Raw genomic sequence first — 17,792 nt, 5'->3', positions numbered from 1 at the left:
ACTTATATTCCCTTAATATTTGCAACGTGATTTTATTTTATTATCAATGAGATCACCCGAAAAAAAATAATAGGTAAAAATTATTTTATTTTCTTAAATTCCTCGCGAAAACTTACCGCCTCTAGCTATCGACCACAGTAATTGTAAACTGACTAAACCAATTAGTTATAACATTACGTGCAAGACTTTTGGCTATAGGCATGACATTCTCGTCAGAATTAATTTCATAATATTTAGATGGATCACTTGCACATTGTCTTAAAGTATATCGCGTATCTTGATCCGGAGAAAATCCTACAGAAAATATGGTAATTGCATCTCTTCCAGTTCTATGACGCTTATGCATGTAATGGCAGTCTTGCAGAACCTTTTCTATTTTTTCTTTCTCTACTGAACTTCGAGATAGCTGATTTCCTATCGCAAGCATCAACATATATTTATTCTGACTTGCTCCATGAGGAAAGCAATGATTGGTATTAGTCAATACCTGCCCATCTCCAAATTGATTGGAAGTCATGTCAAATACGTTCTTGATAAATGAATAAGGAAAATGATCCCATGTAGCATAGTAAGGATCCTTATAATATTCGCGCGTAGTCGTCTTGTTATCCACGCTATACGTCAAGGTTCCGACTGCCCAATAAAGAATAGAAGAATAATGATAAGGAGCCATACAGAAATTTTTATAAGGAATTTGTGAGAGAAAATTTTTCACAAGCGTATTTCTATTAAGATACTGCTGATAATAATGAGAATACTCCAAATACTTTGGAGGATGTACTTTTGAGTCTGCAACCTTTCCTCTTGAAGCTAGCCAATAGCCATCCCATGCAAAAGGCATAATCATTAAACCAATATTTTGTTTATACATAACTTTTTTTCGACGAGAAATATCAACTTTACCCTTCGATTGCGAAAACATCTGCAAAAGAGATCCTCGCAATTGAACCGTTGTCGAAAGGGCGATGTCGACAGTAAATTGTAAAGGCAAAGAATTAACATTTTTCGTTAAAATAACAGCATCTTTAACGATTGATTCTATACTCCCAATATTTGAAAGATCTCTGGAATTATAAGTATTTAAAGCCTTTTCAATTTGATGTCTTATAAAATTATCTCTACCCGCTTCCCTTAAATCATATAAATTTTTTGGAGAAGTGCGATAAATAACATGATCCAAGACCTCTTGAAGCAAAGCTGTTTTCTGCATCACCGTCACCTGATCTACCACAACATCTACTATGGCGACAAAAGAAGACAATAAAATAGCTGTAATAACTAAAAAAACACCACGCGTGCACTTTTTTAGACGCAAAACGCCTAATAAAAAATTCTTATTTTGAAACATATAATACTCGAAATATAGTTGATAAAATATATTAATGAAAATAAATAATAAAAATGGATATCAATAATTTGTTAGTAAAATACAATATACCTTGTAAAATATTTATCAACCGATTCAAATATATTTCTTAAAAAATGTACCAATATGAGATATTTTGTTACTTTATAGAAAAAATAATGATCACCTGTGTATATATCAAAAAGTTTAGCTAATTCAAACCGTAGTTGATCATGCTATCGACTGTTCTTCCTTGATAATATATTCTTCTAGTATATCGATTAAGACAGGAGCAATCTTAATAATAAACATGCGACACTCCCTATTAAAAATGCATTTCTTGAATCAATTTTTCATGTGATAAACGGATCATGTTCCAAAATTGAAGAAAATATGCTACGAATTCCAAGTCATTGAAAAATAACTATTATTCCTGAGAAAAAACAGGGAAAAAATAATATCAAACCTAAAAAATAAAAGCACGGTGTCATTATAAGAACGACATCAAATCAAAGGATTAGCCAAAATATTCTATAATTTTTCAATACCGAAAGGTATATACATAAAGTTTTAAACAACGTACAATATGCTTGCCGGAAGGAAATAAAAATCAGGAAGGTTTCCGACATAATTGAGCCGTTTTGCATGATGTATCAAAAATAATCAAACAACTTCTTGTCACATTATTCATAGTTATCGTTGACATCCCGTTTTATATCATACGAATAGAGCAATATGCCTTTAATATATGCGAGGAAATATGGGAAAAAAAACAAAATTAAGAGCAGAATTACCTCGTGGATTCGCTGATTGCCCAACGAAAGAAATCCGTATTCGCAATAGAATTCTTGATTCCATTCGCAATATATATGAAAATTATGGTTTTGATCCTATTGAAACGCCTTTGTTAGAATATTCTGATTCCTTGGGAAAGTTTCTTCCCGATGAAGATAGACCCAATAAAGGCGTTTTTTCTCTTCAAGATGATGATGGTCAGTGGATTAGCTTGCGTTATGATCTTACTGCCCCTTTAGCACGCTATGTTGCGGAAAATTTTGACACAATAGTTTTTCCATGCCGCACATACCGTATTGGTCCTGTATTCCGCAATGAAAAACACGGCCCCGGAAGATTTAGACAATTTATACAATGTGATGTGGATAATGTCGGCTCTTCAGCAGAAACAGCCGATGCTGAAATGTGTATGATGATGGCAGATACTCTGGAAGCTGTGGGGATTAAACGCAATGATTACCACATTGGAATCAATAATCGCAAAATACTTGATGGTATCTTAGAAAAAATTGGCTTGCATGGTGATGATAAGCTCAATGAGCGATTAATCGTCCTGCGTGCAATTGATAAACTCGATAAATTTGGACTACAAGGAGTCAAATTATTACTGGGAGAAGGACGTACAGATAACTCAGGAGACTTCACGAAAGGAGCTAATCTTACATCTGAACAAATTGACATAATGGTGTCTTTTCTTTCCATCGATCTTGAAAAATCAATGCATGAGTTGTACGAGTTAGTTAAAGGCACTATCGCTGGAGAAAAAGGATTTAACGAACTCGTTGTAATTAGTGAACTTGTTAGAAAATCTGGATACAATTCAAATCGCATTAAAATATCTTCTACCATTGTCAGAGGTCTTGAATATTATACGGGATGTGTTTATGAAGCCATCTTAGGATTTCCTGTAATGAATGAAAAACAAAAACCTGTAGTCTTTGGATCTGTTGGAGGTGGTGGTCGTTACGATGGACTTGTATCACGCTTTAAGGGACAAAACGTGCCTGCGACTGGTTTTTCTATTGGAATTTCACGCTTGATCGTTGCTTTGAAGAGTCTTGAAAGTTCCACGAATAATATAAAAGAAATGGGTCCAGTACTCATAACCACTATGGATCATGATAGTGATAGCTTGAGCAAATATCAAATGTACACACAAATGTTACGCACAGCTGGCATACGCGCTGAAATGTTTCTAGGATCTTCTAAGAATTTTGGGAATCAATTGAAGTACGCCGATCGACGCAATTGTCCTCTTGCTATCATTCAAGGAACAGGCGAACGATCCCGGGGAATGTTACAGATTAAAGACCTAGCGAAAGGAAAAGAGCTCTCGCGCGAAATAAAAAATAACGAGTCTTGGCGTGAAGCACGCGTAGCTCAGATCACAATTCCTATTTCTGAATTGGTGTCTACTGTCAAAAAAATATTGCAAGAAAATAAGGAAGAAATATAAGTACTTCGTTTTTTCGAAAATAATGGATGTTCAGCGATGATATACTTCCAAAGGAGTGTACGAAAACCTTATTACCAAAAAATAAGCAACTACTGTTTGTAGTATCCTATGCATTAGGTAGAAAGATTCATATTTCTACTACCGGTTTTTGTTATCTTAAATATCACTAACAAAAAATGAGATCACGATCTTCTTTATAATCTACCCTTTAATACGCTGTATCAAAGCACCACACCGGCTCAGTTTTTTTTCTAAACATTCAAAACCTCGATCAAGATGATAAACACGAGAAATTTCTGTTTCTCCTTGGGCAGCCAATGCTGCTATCACCAGCGAAACTGAAGCACGTAAATCCGTTGCCATAACAGGAGCTCCTCGTAATCCTTGAACTCCTTCGACTCTTGCTGTTTGTCCTGAAAGAGAAATTCGAGCACCAAGTCGGACTAGTTCCTGTACGTGCATAAAACGATTTTCAAAGATAGTTTCAGTAATATGAGAAATACCAGCAGCACAACACATCATAGCCATAAATTGTGCCTGTAAATCAGTAGGAAAACCAGGAAAAGGAGCTGTTATCACATCAACAGGTCTTAATTTTTCTCCATTCCAGCGTACGCGAATACCTTCATCTATAATATCAATATCCACACCCGTCTGACGCATTACTTTAAAAACTGTTTTTAGCAAAGAAGAATCTGTCATTTTTAATATGACATCTCCTCCTGTCATTGCCACAGCCATTGCATAAGTGCCCGCTTCAATTCGATCTGGAAGAATCCTATGACGTGTTCCTGATAAACTAGTAACCCCTTGTATTGTAATGGTAGAAGAGCCCATTCCAGAAATTTTTGCTCCCATAGAATTAAGACAATGAGCAAGGTCTACAACTTCTGGCTCACGGGCCGCATTATAAATAGATGTGTCTCCATGCGACAAACTAGCTACCATCATCATAACTTGTGTAGCCCCAACAGAAACTTTAGGAAACGTATAACTCGTTCCTCTCAATCCTTTACTAGAAACACGAGCATCTACATAACCACCATCAATTTTTATCACAACACCTAAAGATTTTAATGAATCTACAAACAAATCAACAGGACGCGTACCAATGGCACAACCACCGGGCAAGGATATACGTGCATATCCTTCTCGTGCTAACAAGGGACCAATGACCCAAAAACTAGCTCTCATCTTTGAAACAAGATCATATGATCCTGTTAAATCAACTATATGACGACACCTAAAGTGCATTGTGGAAGAATAACTTTTATTCTGATCATTATATGAACTATCACTTAAAATCTCAACTCCATGAGATCTTAAAATACGGATAAGAAGCTTGACATCTGCTAAATCCGGAATATTTTCCAATGTTAACGTTTCACTTGTGAGCAATGATGCTATCATTACTGGCAGAGAAGCGTTTTTTGCCCCAGAAATTGCAATAGTACCATTTAGTTTATTTCCCCCTATAATCTTTATACGATCCATTTGCTCCACGGTTTTTAAAACCTAAACCTCTCTCTAAAAATATGAGGAATCCCTCTCTGTAAGATCCCATAGAAAAGAGATCTCATTCCGAAATATTGTAATACCATAGACAAAATGGAAATTCATCTAAAGCATTTTTTAGATTTTTAATTTTTAAGACGCGCCTGCCCTTTACGACGATGAAGATTTTTTCTTAGCATGGACGCTAATCGTATTTTCCGTTCTTCTTGAGCATCAATCTTTTTTCTTCCACAAGCGAAATCATCATTATCATCTTGATTACTACCTATTTTCATTCAAAGTTCCTTTCAAATAAATCAATAAAATATTTATGAACAATGTGCACAATATTTTATAGTCAATAGAATTTTTCCATTGTATCCTATAATAAACTATAGCAATAGCATTGTAACTGATATACATTCGCATGTACCTATCGAAATTGCTGCAGTAGCTCAGTGGTAGAGCACTCCCTTGGTAAGGGAGAGGTCGAGAGTCCGATTCTCTCTTGCAGCACCAAACAAACAACCATGAGTAAAAGTCCCCTCCTATAAAGTAAGTGAAATTCCTCAGATAACATTGCTAGAAAAATATATGTTTCTTGGAGAACTCCGTTTCTTGGCACCCAAAATCGTCAATATATAAAAGCCTTTACTCATATTCTAGCATTTTTAGCACGCCAGTCATATATAAAGAGCAATATTGGAGCAGCAATAAAAATAGAAGAAGATGCTGCTACAACAATGCCAAATGCCATGGGAATTGCAAAACTTCCTATAACACTACCACCCCAAACGGCCATAGGTAACACAGAAATAAAAGCAGCCATAGAAGTATAAACACTACGCCCTAGAGTCTCATTGATAGACTTGTCTATTAAGTCACGAAAAGAAATAGAAGTTGTATACAACTTCATATTTTTACGCATCCGATCATATACTACAACTTTATCGTTAACCGAATAACCAATCAACGTCAAAACCGCCGCAACAGCCGTTAAATTAAATTCAATGCCAAATAATGCAAAGAACCCTAATGTTTTGGTTATATCTAATATCAGCGTTGTTATTGCACCCAAAGCAAAATACCATTTAAAACGAATCCAAATATAAATTAACATCGCAATTGCAGAAATTATAACTCCTACAATCCCTTTTCTTATTAATTCTCTCGAAATCTTCGGACCTACTATCTCAGTATTTTGGATTGTAGACAAGGGGACTATTTCTGTTATTTTTTTCTTGACCATCTCCAAAACACGAGTTTGAGCAACACTATCCCCAGGTTGATATTGTAACCGGACAAGGAAGTTCTTCTCTCCATCAAAGTTTTGAAAAGAGATATCTCCTATTTGCAATGATTCTAAATTAGATCGCACAACGGACAAATCTACGGGCCGATTAGCGAGTACACCTAGTTGGATTCCCCCTTTAAAATCAATTCCATAATTTAATCCGTGCGTAAACAATAAACAAATGGAACAAATGGAAAAAAGAATAGAAATTCCAACTCCCCAAAAGCGCGCTCTCATAAATTGAATAGCAATGCAATCAGGAATCAAAAAAAATCGCGATAAAGGATTAATATCGATAGATTTCATTTTCTTGTATCGTATAATAAAGATCATCATAGCACGAACAATAGAGATTGCCGTAAACATAGAAATCAAAATTGACAAACCCATGGTAATTGCAAAACCACGAACTGCGCCACCTCCAAAAAAGAACAAAACAACAGTGGCTATCAGAGCCGTAATATTAGAATCAAAAATAGTAGAATACGCACGAGAAAACCCCATATCTAAACTACAAAAAACACTTTGATTTTTACGATTTTCTTCTCTTATTCGCTCATTTACTAGAATATTGGAATCAACCGCTAATCCTATACCCAGCACAATCCCCGCGATGCTTGGAAGCGTTAAAGTAGCTCCCAACAAGCTTAATAGCGCAAGAGTGAGGATAACATTTAAAAAAATAGAAAAATCAGCAACGAGACCCCACTTTCCATAAAGAACAATCATGAAAAGAACGATAAGAACTAATCCCGCTACAATAGCACATGTCCCTTTATAAATGGAATCACTGCCAAGATCTGCACCAACATTCCTCTCTTCTACAATATTTAATTTTATGGGCAAAGAACCCGCACGTAACATTGCTGCTAAAATACCCGCAGTTTCAATCGTAAAATTACCAGATATTTGTGCTTTACCACTAGGAATAGCCTGATTAATAACAGGAGCAGTTAAAACTCTTCCATCGAGAACTACAGCCAAAGGCTTTCCTATATTATCACGCGTAACTTCAAAAAAACGACGAGCACCCATCTCATCAAAACTAATATCAACAACTGGTTTATGCGTTTTAGGATCAAAATTAGCAGTGGCACCATTTAAGTGTATACCAGAAATTTCAACTTTATCTTCCACGAGATATTGATTACCATCGCTGTCTCTCAAAAACCTTACACCAAACATAAATCCTTTTTTACTATTATTTGGCAAGACTTTATGAAAACTCATTTTAGCCGTTGTGCCTAACAATTGACGCAAACGCGACGGATCTTGTTCTCCTGGAAGTTGAATAAGTATACGATGTGAGCCTAAACGCTGTATCGTTGATTCACTAATACCAATTTGGTCAATACGCTGACGAATAATCTCCATACTTTGTTCAATCGCATGCGAAATTACTTGATCAATATTATTTTGGCTTAATACAATTGATATCTCCTTTTCAGTAGTAGTAACCAACAAATTTTTTTTTGGATCTACATTTAATTTAGAATTAACACCTTGAAGAAACAAAGTAACTTTATCCGCAATATTCTCTTTAAACCTAGAATCAGCAAAAGAAAGCGTTATTTTATTTTGAATCTGACGCATTGAAAAAACGCCAATACCCTCTTTCTTTAAAAAAGAGCGTAATTCATCCGAATACATTTGCAAAAAACCATTAACAAAATCGTCTTCATCTACTTCTAAGACTAGATGAGATCCTCCTCGTAAATCCAAACCTAAAGAAATACGATTCTTTGGCATGGCAGAAGGGAATCTATCTAGCATAGATTGCGGAAGAAAATTAGGTAAAGCAATAAGCAATCCAATACAACAAATCATAGAATACAAAATCACAAGCCAAGGATTATTGCGCATCTATACTCTCATTTCTCAAAAATATTAGTACAATCCTATTCAGGAAAACACCTCTCACTGAAGAAAATATAGCGTTTCCCGTAATTAACAATTTACATGATTTCAAAAGATATAACAAAAAAATAGCAATCTATACCCGTCATTAGCAAGAAAATAACGATTAACAAAAAATGTTTTATAAATTAACACTCAGTACTGAAGAATCGTCTTTTGAATCAATCTCATCTTTATTAGACCGATCACACGTAACTTTTTCATGATGTACTTGATTTAATCTATCCAACATACCCAAAGCAATTTCTCGCGCACTCATCACAACAGTATCGGCCCCATATCGAGTTAAATGTTCTACTTCAGAATCGGAATCTGCAAGAGCTATAATCAATATAGAAGGATTTGAATTTCGTGCTTCTTGCGTAATGTATGCTGCTTCAAAAGCAGTAGAAATAGATACCACAAGGGAACGAGCTTTCTCAATATTAGCCATTAAAAGAATTTTTGTAATGGTAGCGTTGCCGTATATTACATCAATGCCTAATGAACGCAATTCTTCAATTTTCTTTTCAGAATCTTCTATAACAAGAAGCGCAATACCTGCTGCTTTCAAATTTTGAACTATTACTTTACCAATACGACCATACCCAACTAAAATAACATGATCACAAAGATCTGTCTTCTGTATCGTAACCTCTTGCTGTTCTAAAATGGATTCCACAGGAACTTCTTGCTTTGTATCTTGTTCTACACAAATGTGAGAGTACTGCTCTGTACTACTTGTAACTCTTGCAAAACGGAGAACAAGAAAAGATTGTAGAAATTCAGCCAAAACGAATACAAGCGGATTCAATATAATAGATATGATAGAAGAAGCTAGAATAAGATCTCGAGCCTGATCTGGCAAGATCCCTAATTCTACTCCAAGATTAGCTAAAATAAAAGAAAACTCCCCAATTTGCGATAAACTTGCCGCAATTGTCAAAGCTGTTGCAACAGATCTCCCAAAAGCAATCACCACGATAAACGCTATCAAAGCTTTTCCTATAATAACAATGATTACTGCCATCATTAAAAGAATAGGATTACTGATCAAAATATCAGGATTAAACATCATTCCCACTGAGATGAAGAAAAGAACCGAGAAAGCATCACGCAAAGGAAGACTTTCTTGTGCAGCGCTTTGACTAAGCTCACTTTCCGCTAAAATCATCCCTGCAAAAAAAGCACCGAGAGATAAAGAAACCCCAAAAAGCTTTGATGATCCATATGCAAATCCAAGCGCTATAGCTAAAACCCCAAGACGAAAGAGTTCTCGAGATCCCGTATAAAATATCATATGCAATATCCAAGGAATCACTCGTCGTCCAAAAATTAACATCACTCCGATAAAAGCAACGACTTTCAACAAGGTAATCATAATCAACCCTGGCATTCCTACTTCAAATCCCATCTGTTGAGTAATGAAAGAAGTCCAAGGATGAGTCATAGAAGAAGGCTCTGCTGAATAATTAGTTGCAGCAGCAGGAATTAAAACAAGCGCGAGAACTATTATCAGATCCTCAACGATCAACCATCCAACGGCGATCTTACCACGATCTGTCTCAAGAATCCGATTCTCTTGCAGAGCTTTTAAAAGAACAACCGTGGACGCAATAGAAAGTGCAAGACCAAATACAACACTACCTCCTAGAGACCAGCCCATTACCATTCCCATTAAAGCGCCAAGCGCTGTACCTAAAATAATTTGGATAAGAGCACCGGGAAGAGCAATACCACGTACAGAAATGAGATCTTTCACAGAAAAATGTAAACCAACCCCGAACATTAATAGAATAATTCCTATTTCTGCAAGCGCAGGAACTAAAGATTGACTAGCCACAAATCCCGGAGTACGAGGACCTACAAGAATACCTGCCACGAGATACCCTATTAATGTTGGCAAGCGACATCGATTTGCAATAGCTCCGAAAATAAAAGCCAATACAAAACCCCATATAATGGTTGTCATAAAAGGCGTCTCGTGTGACATAAAAAGGCCTCATAGATGAATAAATCATCTTCTTAAATTGAAAATATAAATACGAGAAAAATCAATAATATGTAAGACTAAAAATTCAATCTCGTAGCCATCCTAAATAACATTTCCCACGAAAATTCAGAATACCACCCTTTCGTTTTTTCATCTACGAACACACAAAAAAAACAAAAAGTTAACAATCCATTTAAATGCACATAGGGAATAACTCCCTACTTTATGATTGAAAATTCCTAATAAATCGTATATCCGCGACCCTTACAATGCAATTAAGGCACAAATTTAAATAAAAAAAATTTGTGGAAAAAATTTACTATATCGATTAATATCTCCCTTCAATAATACTCGCTATCATTTGTAAGTATCCACTATACCTACTATACACAAAAATAGATCTTTTAAAAATACACAATTAAAAAGAAAATATTTTTCTGTAACCAATTAATTTTGAGATAGAGATTTGCGATATCCCAAAATGCAATCAACGTCAGAAATACGAAAATTCGCTTTTTTAACAGATAAAGAAAAACACCTTTCGACAGCATGCTCAATCTCTCCATCTAAAGCTTTATGTACTTTTGGTTCAAAATATCGTGAAAGCCTCAAATTTTTTATAGGATCTAAAGCCTCAGTTCGAACCCAAAACATTGTGCCAGCAAAAAAATCTAACTTTTGATCTTGAAAAGTAATCCCCATTCTTCCTGCAAGAGTACAAATCATTTCACGATTTTTTCCTAAAGAACACGTGTAATCACAATATTTATTAGGATAACGATACGCTCGGGAACCAATCATACCTATATCACGATGCGTATCAAAAGTACGAATAATTTTAAAGACAACGCCAGGTGCACCTAAAAGATCATAGAAGAGCCATCTTCTCCACAAGTCCCCTTCCCACCAAGAATATCCTTTTCTCTTAGATTTCTTTCCATGAATTTTACATACATAATCGTAATTGCTTAATTGTTCCGTTTCAAGCAATATTAAGAAAGGGAGAACGTCACGTCCGTGATTTTCCATTATATGGATTCGTGCAGCAGGAAAAATTTTTAAAATTTCCGATTTTATGGATGCACTTTCTGTAACAAGTGTGACGTGCAAATCAAAAGAAATACTGAGATTCGACAGCAAATTAGCTATTTCTATCCAAAGATCAATATAATAAAGGTGCACAACAATAGCGATCTTTGCTTTGATTGCAATCTGCATCACTTTTCCCATAGCAGGGGATTCCCACCCATGCAGTAATTGTGGGAAATGATGAATTCTCTGTCCATCAAAATGAAGCTCTCGTTCCATCATATAAAGATTGGACTGGGCAAAAAACTTCTTTCCACTTCTTGAACCATAAGCAACAACGTAATTTTCATCGTAGCATAACTTTTTGCTACGTTTATAAAAAAGAGTCCAGAACCAAAAAAAAAATCCTCCCCAAAGATTGACTTTCTCAATGTTAAAGTGATCACTATAAAAATTCCAGGATTTAAAATGAGAAGTGAATAGAAAATAACCTTTACTGCATCCACTAACTGGCAAATAGATAACTAGACTTCTTTTATTTGACGAGATCATTCTCAAACTACATAAAGAACGATTTCGAAATACAAGATCAGGAATCAAGCGGTATACAGTAGGGAAAAATATCATGAGAAATTAGTCTTAAATATAAAAATAAATCGGTAATTCAATCATATTCTTTTTTTCTTTTCAACAACTTGCCTGAGATATAATCCGTAAGGGGAATTGCCGAAATGATCAATCAGCTGAAAAAATTGACTCTCATTAATAAAATCATGACGATATGCAATCTCTTCGGGACAAGCGACGTACAATCCTAAACGGTTTTCAATATTTCGAACAAAAACAGCAGTATCTAATAACGATTCTGGTGTCCCTGCATCAAACCACGCACTGCCTTCACGCAAAAATTCTACCGCAAGCAAACCTTTATCGAGATAATAAGAATTAACATCCGTAATTTCCAATTCTCCACGAGCAGAAGGTCTAATATTACGGGCTATATTAACCACTTCCTGATCGTAAAAATAAATCCCTGTAACCGCAAAGGAAGATTTAGGATTGTTAGGTTTTTCTTCTATAGAAATAGCTTGATTCGAAGAATCCACTTCAACAACACCATAACGCTGTGGATTTTGGACATGACAGCCTACCACGGTAGCAGAATTTCTTCGTGCACGTGCTTTATGAAAAATATCCGATATATCAGAACCATAAAAAACGTTATCCCCTAAAATGAGGACAGAAGAAGAATCTCCAATAAATTCTGCACCTAAAATATAAGATTGCGCTAAACCAGCTGGAACAAGTTGTTCTATATATGAAAACTGTACTCCCCATTTCTCTCCTGATCCAAGAAATTCCTTTAGTACGGGAAGATCTCTTGGAGTAGAAATAATCAATATCTCACGAATCCCTGCATCCATGAGAGTACTCACAGGATAATAAATCATCGGCTTATTATAAATCGGCAACATCTGCTTAGAAAGCAAATCGGTCAATGGCCTAAGACGCGTACCAGAACCACCAGCAAGAACAATACCTTTCATCTTCCCTCCAATAATATCCCCTCTTAAATATTAACAAGAATATTGCGAACTCCTTCTTTCCAGGTAGAAATCCGTATGTTATGAGTATTTGCTAATTTACTGCAATCAAGACAAGAATATGCTGGACGATGTGCTTTTGTAGGATATTGTTTGGTGAAAATCCGATAAACCTTGGAATAAGGACCTCCACGTTCTGCTGATTCCCAAAAAATATATTCAGCAAAATCTGCCCAACTAACAGGACCTCCATCTGCCGTCATATGGAATATTCCCCGCAATGACGTATCAGAATTTTCTATCAAATTATGAGCAATTTGAATAATTGCTCTAGCGATCTGCAAAGCTGAAGTTGGTGTTCCAAATTGATCACACACAACACTTATTTCGCGACGTTCTTTTGCTAATCGCAACATAGAAAGTAAAAAGTTGCTACCAAATATGGAATAAACCCATGCTGTCCGTAAAATAACATAATTATTGGTATAAGATGCTACTTTTTCTTCTCCAGCTAACTTACTTTTACCATATATATTAAGAGGATTAGTAGGAGAGAATTCATCAATAGGAGTACGAGATAAACCATCAAAAACATAGTCCGTAGAGATATAAATACAAGGAATTCCAATAGAATCCGCTGCCTTTGCAATGGCACCAGCACCTTCTGCATTAATAGAAAAAGCAATCTCTGGTTCATCTTCAGCCTTATCCACAGCGGTATAAGCAGCAGGATTGATAATGACATCAGGAGAAAAACTGAGAAAAAAACTTGCAAAATCTTTGGGCTTTAAAAGATCAATATCCGGGCGCCCTACTCTAATAATTTCGACATCTTGCACACACATACTAGAGAGAGATTGTGCAATTTGTCCGTTATTTCCGATTACAAGACATTTCATTTAAATTTTTCCATTTGGAATAATCATTATCAGGTTTCAATTCTTTATATAAAGGACGCCACCACCAGTTATTATCCAAATACCAACACACAGTTTTATTTAGTCCACTCTCCATATTTTCCTGTGGAAACCATCCTATTTCAGATTTAATCTTAGAAGAATCAATAGCATAACGACGATCATGTCCTGGACGATCTTCTATAAAACGAATTAATTCAGTATGGGAATAAGATTTTGGAATTAATGCATCCAATAAAAAGCCAATCTCGAAAACAATATCAATATTTTTTCTTTCGTTATTGCCACCAATATTATATCTCTCACCAATCCTCCCTTTTTTAAGCACTAAATATAATGCGCGCACGTGGTCTTCGACATAAAGCCAATCACGTACATTTTGACCATCACCATAAAGAAAGACATGCGATCCTTCTATCATTCTTGTAATCGCTAAAGGTATTAATTTTTCAGGAAAGTGATAAGGCCCGTAATTATTAGAACAATTAGACAAAAGAACTGGAATGCCGTATGTATGTCCCCATGCCAGCACTAAATAATCTGAAGAAGCTTTTGTAGCAGAATAAGGAGAGGATGGATTATATGGCATATCTTCAGAAAACAACCCCTTATCTAAAGATCCATAGACTTCATCTGTTGAGATCTGCAAAAAACGAAATTGATCTTTTTTGTCTTGAGACAAGCATGACCACCATAATCTGGTTTCTTCCAATAAAATAAAAGTACCAATGATATTGGTAGTAATAAATTCATCTGCTCCTAAAATAGAACGATCTACGTGACTTTCCGCAGCAAAATTCACAATAGCATCAGGTTGAAATTCCTTTAAAGCAGAACGAATACACTCTCTATCGCAAATATCTACTTGTAAAAATGAAAATAAATTACTTTGAGAAATCTCTTTTAAAGAATTTAAATTCCCAGCATAAGTTAATTTATCTATGACCAAAACTTGTATTTTTAGATCATTTACTAAATATCGACACAATGCAGAACCAATAAAACCTGCCCCTCCTGTCACAATTAGACGCATAGCAAATCCCTCTCCATATTCAGTGAAAGAAGAGGCAAGCCATCATACTCAAATGGACTATCTATTTGATTTAAAAAAGGAAGATTTTGATCTTTCTCAGATACAGAAGGCAATATTGTATCCAATAATGGCCATGTTATATCTATACTTTTGTCTTGCCAAGCCACTCCAGAATCATGCTCTACAGAATAAAAGTCTGTGACTTTATAAATCACTTCTGTATTCATTTCTAAAGTCATAAATCCATGTGCAAATCCGGTGGGAATATAAATCTGCAAACCATTGTTTGCCGAAATTTCTAAAGAAACCCAACATCCATAAGTTGGAGAATTTCTCCGTATATCCACAGCGATATCAAAGATGCGACCAGCAATGCACCTCACAAGTTTTGCTTGAGCATAAGGAGGACGCTGAAAATGTAATCCTCTTATTGTACCACAATCAAAAGAAAAAGAGTGATTGTCCTGAACAAAGACATCCTGTAAACCAAGTTCTTTTAATAGTTTACTACTATAAGTCTGGGAAAACCATCCTCTAGAATCTTCAAATTTTCTTGTTTTTAAAATACGTACGGGATTAATGTTCATTAAAATGTATATACCCAATAATAACAATGAAAAAAGTGATGCAAATTAAAAAAATTATTTTAAAATACTCTGCACAGGCTATATAAAAAAAGTTAAAAATTACTGAAGCATATTATAAATATAAATTATTATTTTTGATAGGAGTTACCTATCATTCAATTGAATTTTTAAATTAATTTTTCATCGTTGTGTTATTAATTACATATAAGTTGCTTTATTGATCGCATATAAAATGGACTTATGAACGTGTTTCTTAAAAAATAATTTATTCAAAATAACTTCATAAAGAGGACACGACGTTCTTCTAATTCAAAATGGAATACTGTACACACCCTCACAAAAAAAAATACCTAATAGTGGAAAATTCAAAATGATACAATCCTGTAAATGTGTTGTCAAATCACTCCTTAGAAAAATAAAACTTAAGTTCCCTTCGCGTCACAAACGTCGGATTATCAAATTCGAAAATTTCGAAAAAGAATACAGAGAATGGTCATCCTTATTTCATGATACATCTCCTCAATTCACAAAAAAAATTCTCCAAAACATATCACAATGGCAAAACAAGCCTCTTATATCTGTCATTATGCCAGTGTATAAAATAAAGAAAGAATGGCTAGAAATGGCGATAGAGTCTGTTCGAAGCCAAATTTATTCTCATTGGGAATTGTGCATTGCAGAGGATTGTTCCGGTGATATAGAAACGGTATCACTACTCAAAAAATATGCCAACATGGATTCACGCATTAAAGTTGTTTTTCGAGCTAAAAATGGACATATCTCCGCTGCTTCTAATAGCGCCGCTCAATTAGCAACCAGTGAATGGCTTGCTCTGCTAGATCATGATGATCTCTTGCACCCTACAGCACTATATTATGTGGCAGATGCTATTAATAACAATCCAAATGCTGAAATTATTTATTCTGATGAAGATAAAATTAATGAAAATCAAATAAGATCTGGTCCATATTTCAAATATGATTTTAATCCCGAGCTTTTTCATGTGCATAATATGATCACCCATTTAGGCGTTTATAGGACGGAAACCTTTAAAAAAATAGGAGGATTTAGAGAAAAATTTGAAGGAGCACAAGATTATGATTTGGTCCTTAGATTCTTAGAAAACATTGACCTTTCACAAATAATACACATACCCCGCGTTCTTTATCACTGGCGTATGCATGATAACAGTACAGCGCAAAAAATAGGTAATAAAAATTATGCAGGAAAAGCTGGAGAACGTGCTTTAAATGAACATTTTCAGCGCACTGGTATAGCAGCCAAAGCAGTTTTTGATGGTGCGCAATATCGTACTCACTATATGATACCCAATCCCCCTCCTTTGGTCAGTATTATTATCCCTACCTATAACCATCACCATCTCTTAAAAATATGTTTGGAAAGCATTTATCACAAAACCACTTATTCCTCTTTTGAAGTCATTATTATTGATAACTTATCAGATGATTCAAAAACCTTTTTGTATTTGCAAAAGATTCAAAAAAAATATCCAAACTTGCGTGTTATAACTGACAATACACATCCCTTTAATTATTCACGAATAAACAATAACGCTACACTACATGCCAAAGGCCAATATTTTTGCTTTCTCAATAATGATACAGAAGTTATTAATGGTCAGTGGTTATCTGAAATGATGGGAATAGCTAGTCAACCACAAGTTGGAGCTGTCGGTGCACGTCTGTGGTATCGTCGGAAAAAGTTATGGAAACGTAGTAAACGTCTACAACATGGTGGTGTGATTATGGGCATAAACAACATTGCAGGACATAAAAACAAACATCATAAAGCACGATGCAGTGTTCCCAATTATCAAGCTTTCGCAATGCACTTTACACATTCGATTTCTGCTGTCACAGGTGCTTGCATGGTTATGAGCAAAAAATGCTTTATGCATGTCGGTGGATTTGACGAAAAAAATACACCTGTTGTATTCAGTGATATAGATCTTTGCTTGAGAATCCTTGAAGCTGGTTATCGAAATGTTTGGACTCCTCATGCAGACTTATATCATGATGAATCTCGTACACGGAAATATGACCACGAAGATCCTGCAAAAATGATCGTCTTCCAAGAAGCATGCCAATATCTACAAAAACGCTGGAAAAAAATTATAGAGAAAGACCCGTGTTACAATCCAAATTTAAGCCTCTTGCACGAAGGAGGACATACCTTAGCCTATCCACCTCGTTTGGATTGTCTTTCTTCTCCTACTAAGTAAGAAAAATTGACATGGCTGTAGGAGGAGTAAAATCCAATAGCTATGTCAATCTCTATCAAAACAATTGACAAAAATCATAAAAAGGTACCCCGAGTTATAATCCAAACTCAAGCCTCTTATATACAGAAGATCTATCCCTACTTCATGCTCAATTACAAAAAACGTAG

12 protein-coding genes and 1 tRNA gene are annotated in these 17,792 nt (G+C 35.2%); 3 read left to right on the top strand and 10 right to left on the bottom strand.

Annotation, left to right across the window (positions count from 1 at the left end):
• Positions 1 to 121: 121 nt before the first annotated feature.
• Positions 122 to 1,348, bottom strand: a complete 1,227-nt coding sequence (locus tag CD16_RS04115; protein ID WP_015452745.1) for a CLIBASIA_04065 family virulence factor — start codon at positions 1,346 to 1,348, stop codon at positions 122 to 124.
• A gap of 745 nt (positions 1,349 to 2,093) precedes the next feature.
• Here CD16_RS04115 and hisS point away from each other — a divergent pair.
• Entirely contained in the window at positions 2,094 to 3,596 is a 1,503-nt protein-coding gene (hisS, locus tag CD16_RS04110; protein ID WP_040055309.1) for a histidine--tRNA ligase, read from the top strand.
• Positions 3,597 to 3,797: 201 nt separating this feature from the next.
• Here hisS and murA read toward each other — a convergent pair whose 3' ends face one another.
• Together murA and CD16_RS05715 are read right to left on the bottom strand one after the other, a co-directional pair.
• Positions 3,798 to 5,090 (bottom strand): UDP-N-acetylglucosamine 1-carboxyvinyltransferase, encoded by a 1,293-nt coding sequence (gene murA / locus CD16_RS04105; RefSeq protein WP_015452758.1) that lies wholly within the window; start codon positions 5,088 to 5,090, stop codon positions 3,798 to 3,800.
• A 146-nt stretch (positions 5,091 to 5,236) separates the two neighbouring features.
• Complete coding sequence (locus CD16_RS05715; protein ID WP_015452757.1) at positions 5,237 to 5,386, bottom strand: hypothetical protein; 150 nt, start codon at positions 5,384 to 5,386, stop codon at positions 5,237 to 5,239.
• A 148-nt stretch (positions 5,387 to 5,534) separates the two neighbouring features.
• Between CD16_RS05715 and CD16_RS04100 the strand changes: the two genes are divergently transcribed.
• A tRNA-Thr gene (locus CD16_RS04100) sits at positions 5,535 to 5,609 on the top strand.
• A 136-nt stretch (positions 5,610 to 5,745) separates the two neighbouring features.
• Here the strand turns inward: CD16_RS04100 and secD are convergent.
• The 7 genes from secD to rfbC form a co-directional block, all read right to left on the bottom strand.
• Positions 5,746 to 8,247, bottom strand: a complete 2,502-nt coding sequence (gene secD / locus CD16_RS04095; protein ID WP_015452756.1) for a protein translocase subunit SecD — start codon at positions 8,245 to 8,247, stop codon at positions 5,746 to 5,748.
• 175 nt (positions 8,248 to 8,422) lie between these two features.
• On the bottom strand, positions 8,423 to 10,273 hold the full coding sequence (locus CD16_RS04090; RefSeq protein WP_031934991.1) for a cation:proton antiporter domain-containing protein: 1,851 nt from the start codon (positions 10,271 to 10,273) through the stop codon (positions 8,423 to 8,425).
• A 447-nt stretch (positions 10,274 to 10,720) separates the two neighbouring features.
• Positions 10,721 to 11,929, bottom strand: coding sequence for a rhamnan synthesis F family protein (locus CD16_RS04085; protein ID WP_015452754.1), 1,209 nt, complete (start codon positions 11,927 to 11,929; stop codon positions 10,721 to 10,723).
• 41 nt (positions 11,930 to 11,970) lie between these two features.
• Entirely contained in the window at positions 11,971 to 12,849 is an 879-nt protein-coding gene (gene rfbA / locus CD16_RS04080) for a glucose-1-phosphate thymidylyltransferase RfbA (RefSeq protein ID WP_015824941.1), read from the bottom strand.
• A 23-nt stretch (positions 12,850 to 12,872) separates the two neighbouring features.
• The gene (rfbD, locus tag CD16_RS04075) at positions 12,873 to 13,745 is read right to left on the bottom strand and encodes a dTDP-4-dehydrorhamnose reductase (protein ID WP_015452752.1); all 873 of its coding nucleotides are present in this window, start codon (positions 13,743 to 13,745) and stop codon (positions 12,873 to 12,875) included.
• Complete coding sequence (rfbB, locus tag CD16_RS04070; protein WP_015452751.1) at positions 13,720 to 14,796, bottom strand: dTDP-glucose 4,6-dehydratase; 1,077 nt, start codon at positions 14,794 to 14,796, stop codon at positions 13,720 to 13,722. The genes rfbD and rfbB overlap by 26 nt, the downstream gene beginning before the upstream one ends.
• Complete coding sequence (rfbC, locus tag CD16_RS04065) at positions 14,787 to 15,383, bottom strand: dTDP-4-dehydrorhamnose 3,5-epimerase (protein ID WP_015452750.1); 597 nt, start codon at positions 15,381 to 15,383, stop codon at positions 14,787 to 14,789. Before rfbC ends, rfbB begins: the two co-directional genes overlap by 10 nt.
• 370 nt (positions 15,384 to 15,753) lie before the next feature.
• On the opposite strand from rfbC, the gene CD16_RS04060 reads away from it, so the two are divergent.
• Entirely contained in the window at positions 15,754 to 17,625 is a 1,872-nt protein-coding gene (locus tag CD16_RS04060; RefSeq protein WP_015452749.1) for a glycosyltransferase family 2 protein, read from the top strand.
• Positions 17,626 to 17,792 lie beyond the last annotated feature (167 nt).

Source organism: Candidatus Liberibacter asiaticus, from assembly GCF_000590865.3.
In the GTDB taxonomy this organism is placed as follows: domain Bacteria; phylum Pseudomonadota; class Alphaproteobacteria; order Rhizobiales; family Rhizobiaceae; genus Liberibacter; species Liberibacter asiaticus.
Note: the sequence above shows the minus strand (reverse complement) of the source record. Positions and strands in the feature narration are given on the sequence as shown.

Coding starts and splice junctions, on each gene's coding strand:
- CD16_RS04090 (WP_031934991.1), bottom strand. CDS start 10,273: ATGTCACACGAGACGCCTTTTATGACAACCATTATATGGGGTTTTGTA.
- CD16_RS04085 (WP_015452754.1), bottom strand. CDS start 11,929: ATGATATTTTTCCCTACTGTATACCGCTTGATTCCTGATCTTGTATTT.
- CD16_RS05715 (WP_015452757.1), bottom strand. CDS start 5,386: ATGAAAATAGGTAGTAATCAAGATGATAATGATGATTTCGCTTGTGGA.
- rfbB (WP_015452751.1), bottom strand. CDS start 14,796: ATGCGTCTAATTGTGACAGGAGGGGCAGGTTTTATTGGTTCTGCATTG.
- rfbD (WP_015452752.1), bottom strand. CDS start 13,745: ATGAAATGTCTTGTAATCGGAAATAACGGACAAATTGCACAATCTCTC.
- rfbA (WP_015824941.1), bottom strand. CDS start 12,849: ATGAAAGGTATTGTTCTTGCTGGTGGTTCTGGTACGCGTCTTAGGCCA.
- secD (WP_015452756.1), bottom strand. CDS start 8,247: ATGCGCAATAATCCTTGGCTTGTGATTTTGTATTCTATGATTTGTTGT.
- CD16_RS04060 (WP_015452749.1), top strand. CDS start 15,754: ATGATACAATCCTGTAAATGTGTTGTCAAATCACTCCTTAGAAAAATA.
- hisS (WP_040055309.1), top strand. CDS start 2,094: ATGCGAGGAAATATGGGAAAAAAAACAAAATTAAGAGCAGAATTACCT.
- CD16_RS04115 (WP_015452745.1), bottom strand. CDS start 1,348: ATGTTTCAAAATAAGAATTTTTTATTAGGCGTTTTGCGTCTAAAAAAG.
- rfbC (WP_015452750.1), bottom strand. CDS start 15,383: ATGAACATTAATCCCGTACGTATTTTAAAAACAAGAAAATTTGAAGAT.
- murA (WP_015452758.1), bottom strand. CDS start 5,090: ATGGATCGTATAAAGATTATAGGGGGAAATAAACTAAATGGTACTATT.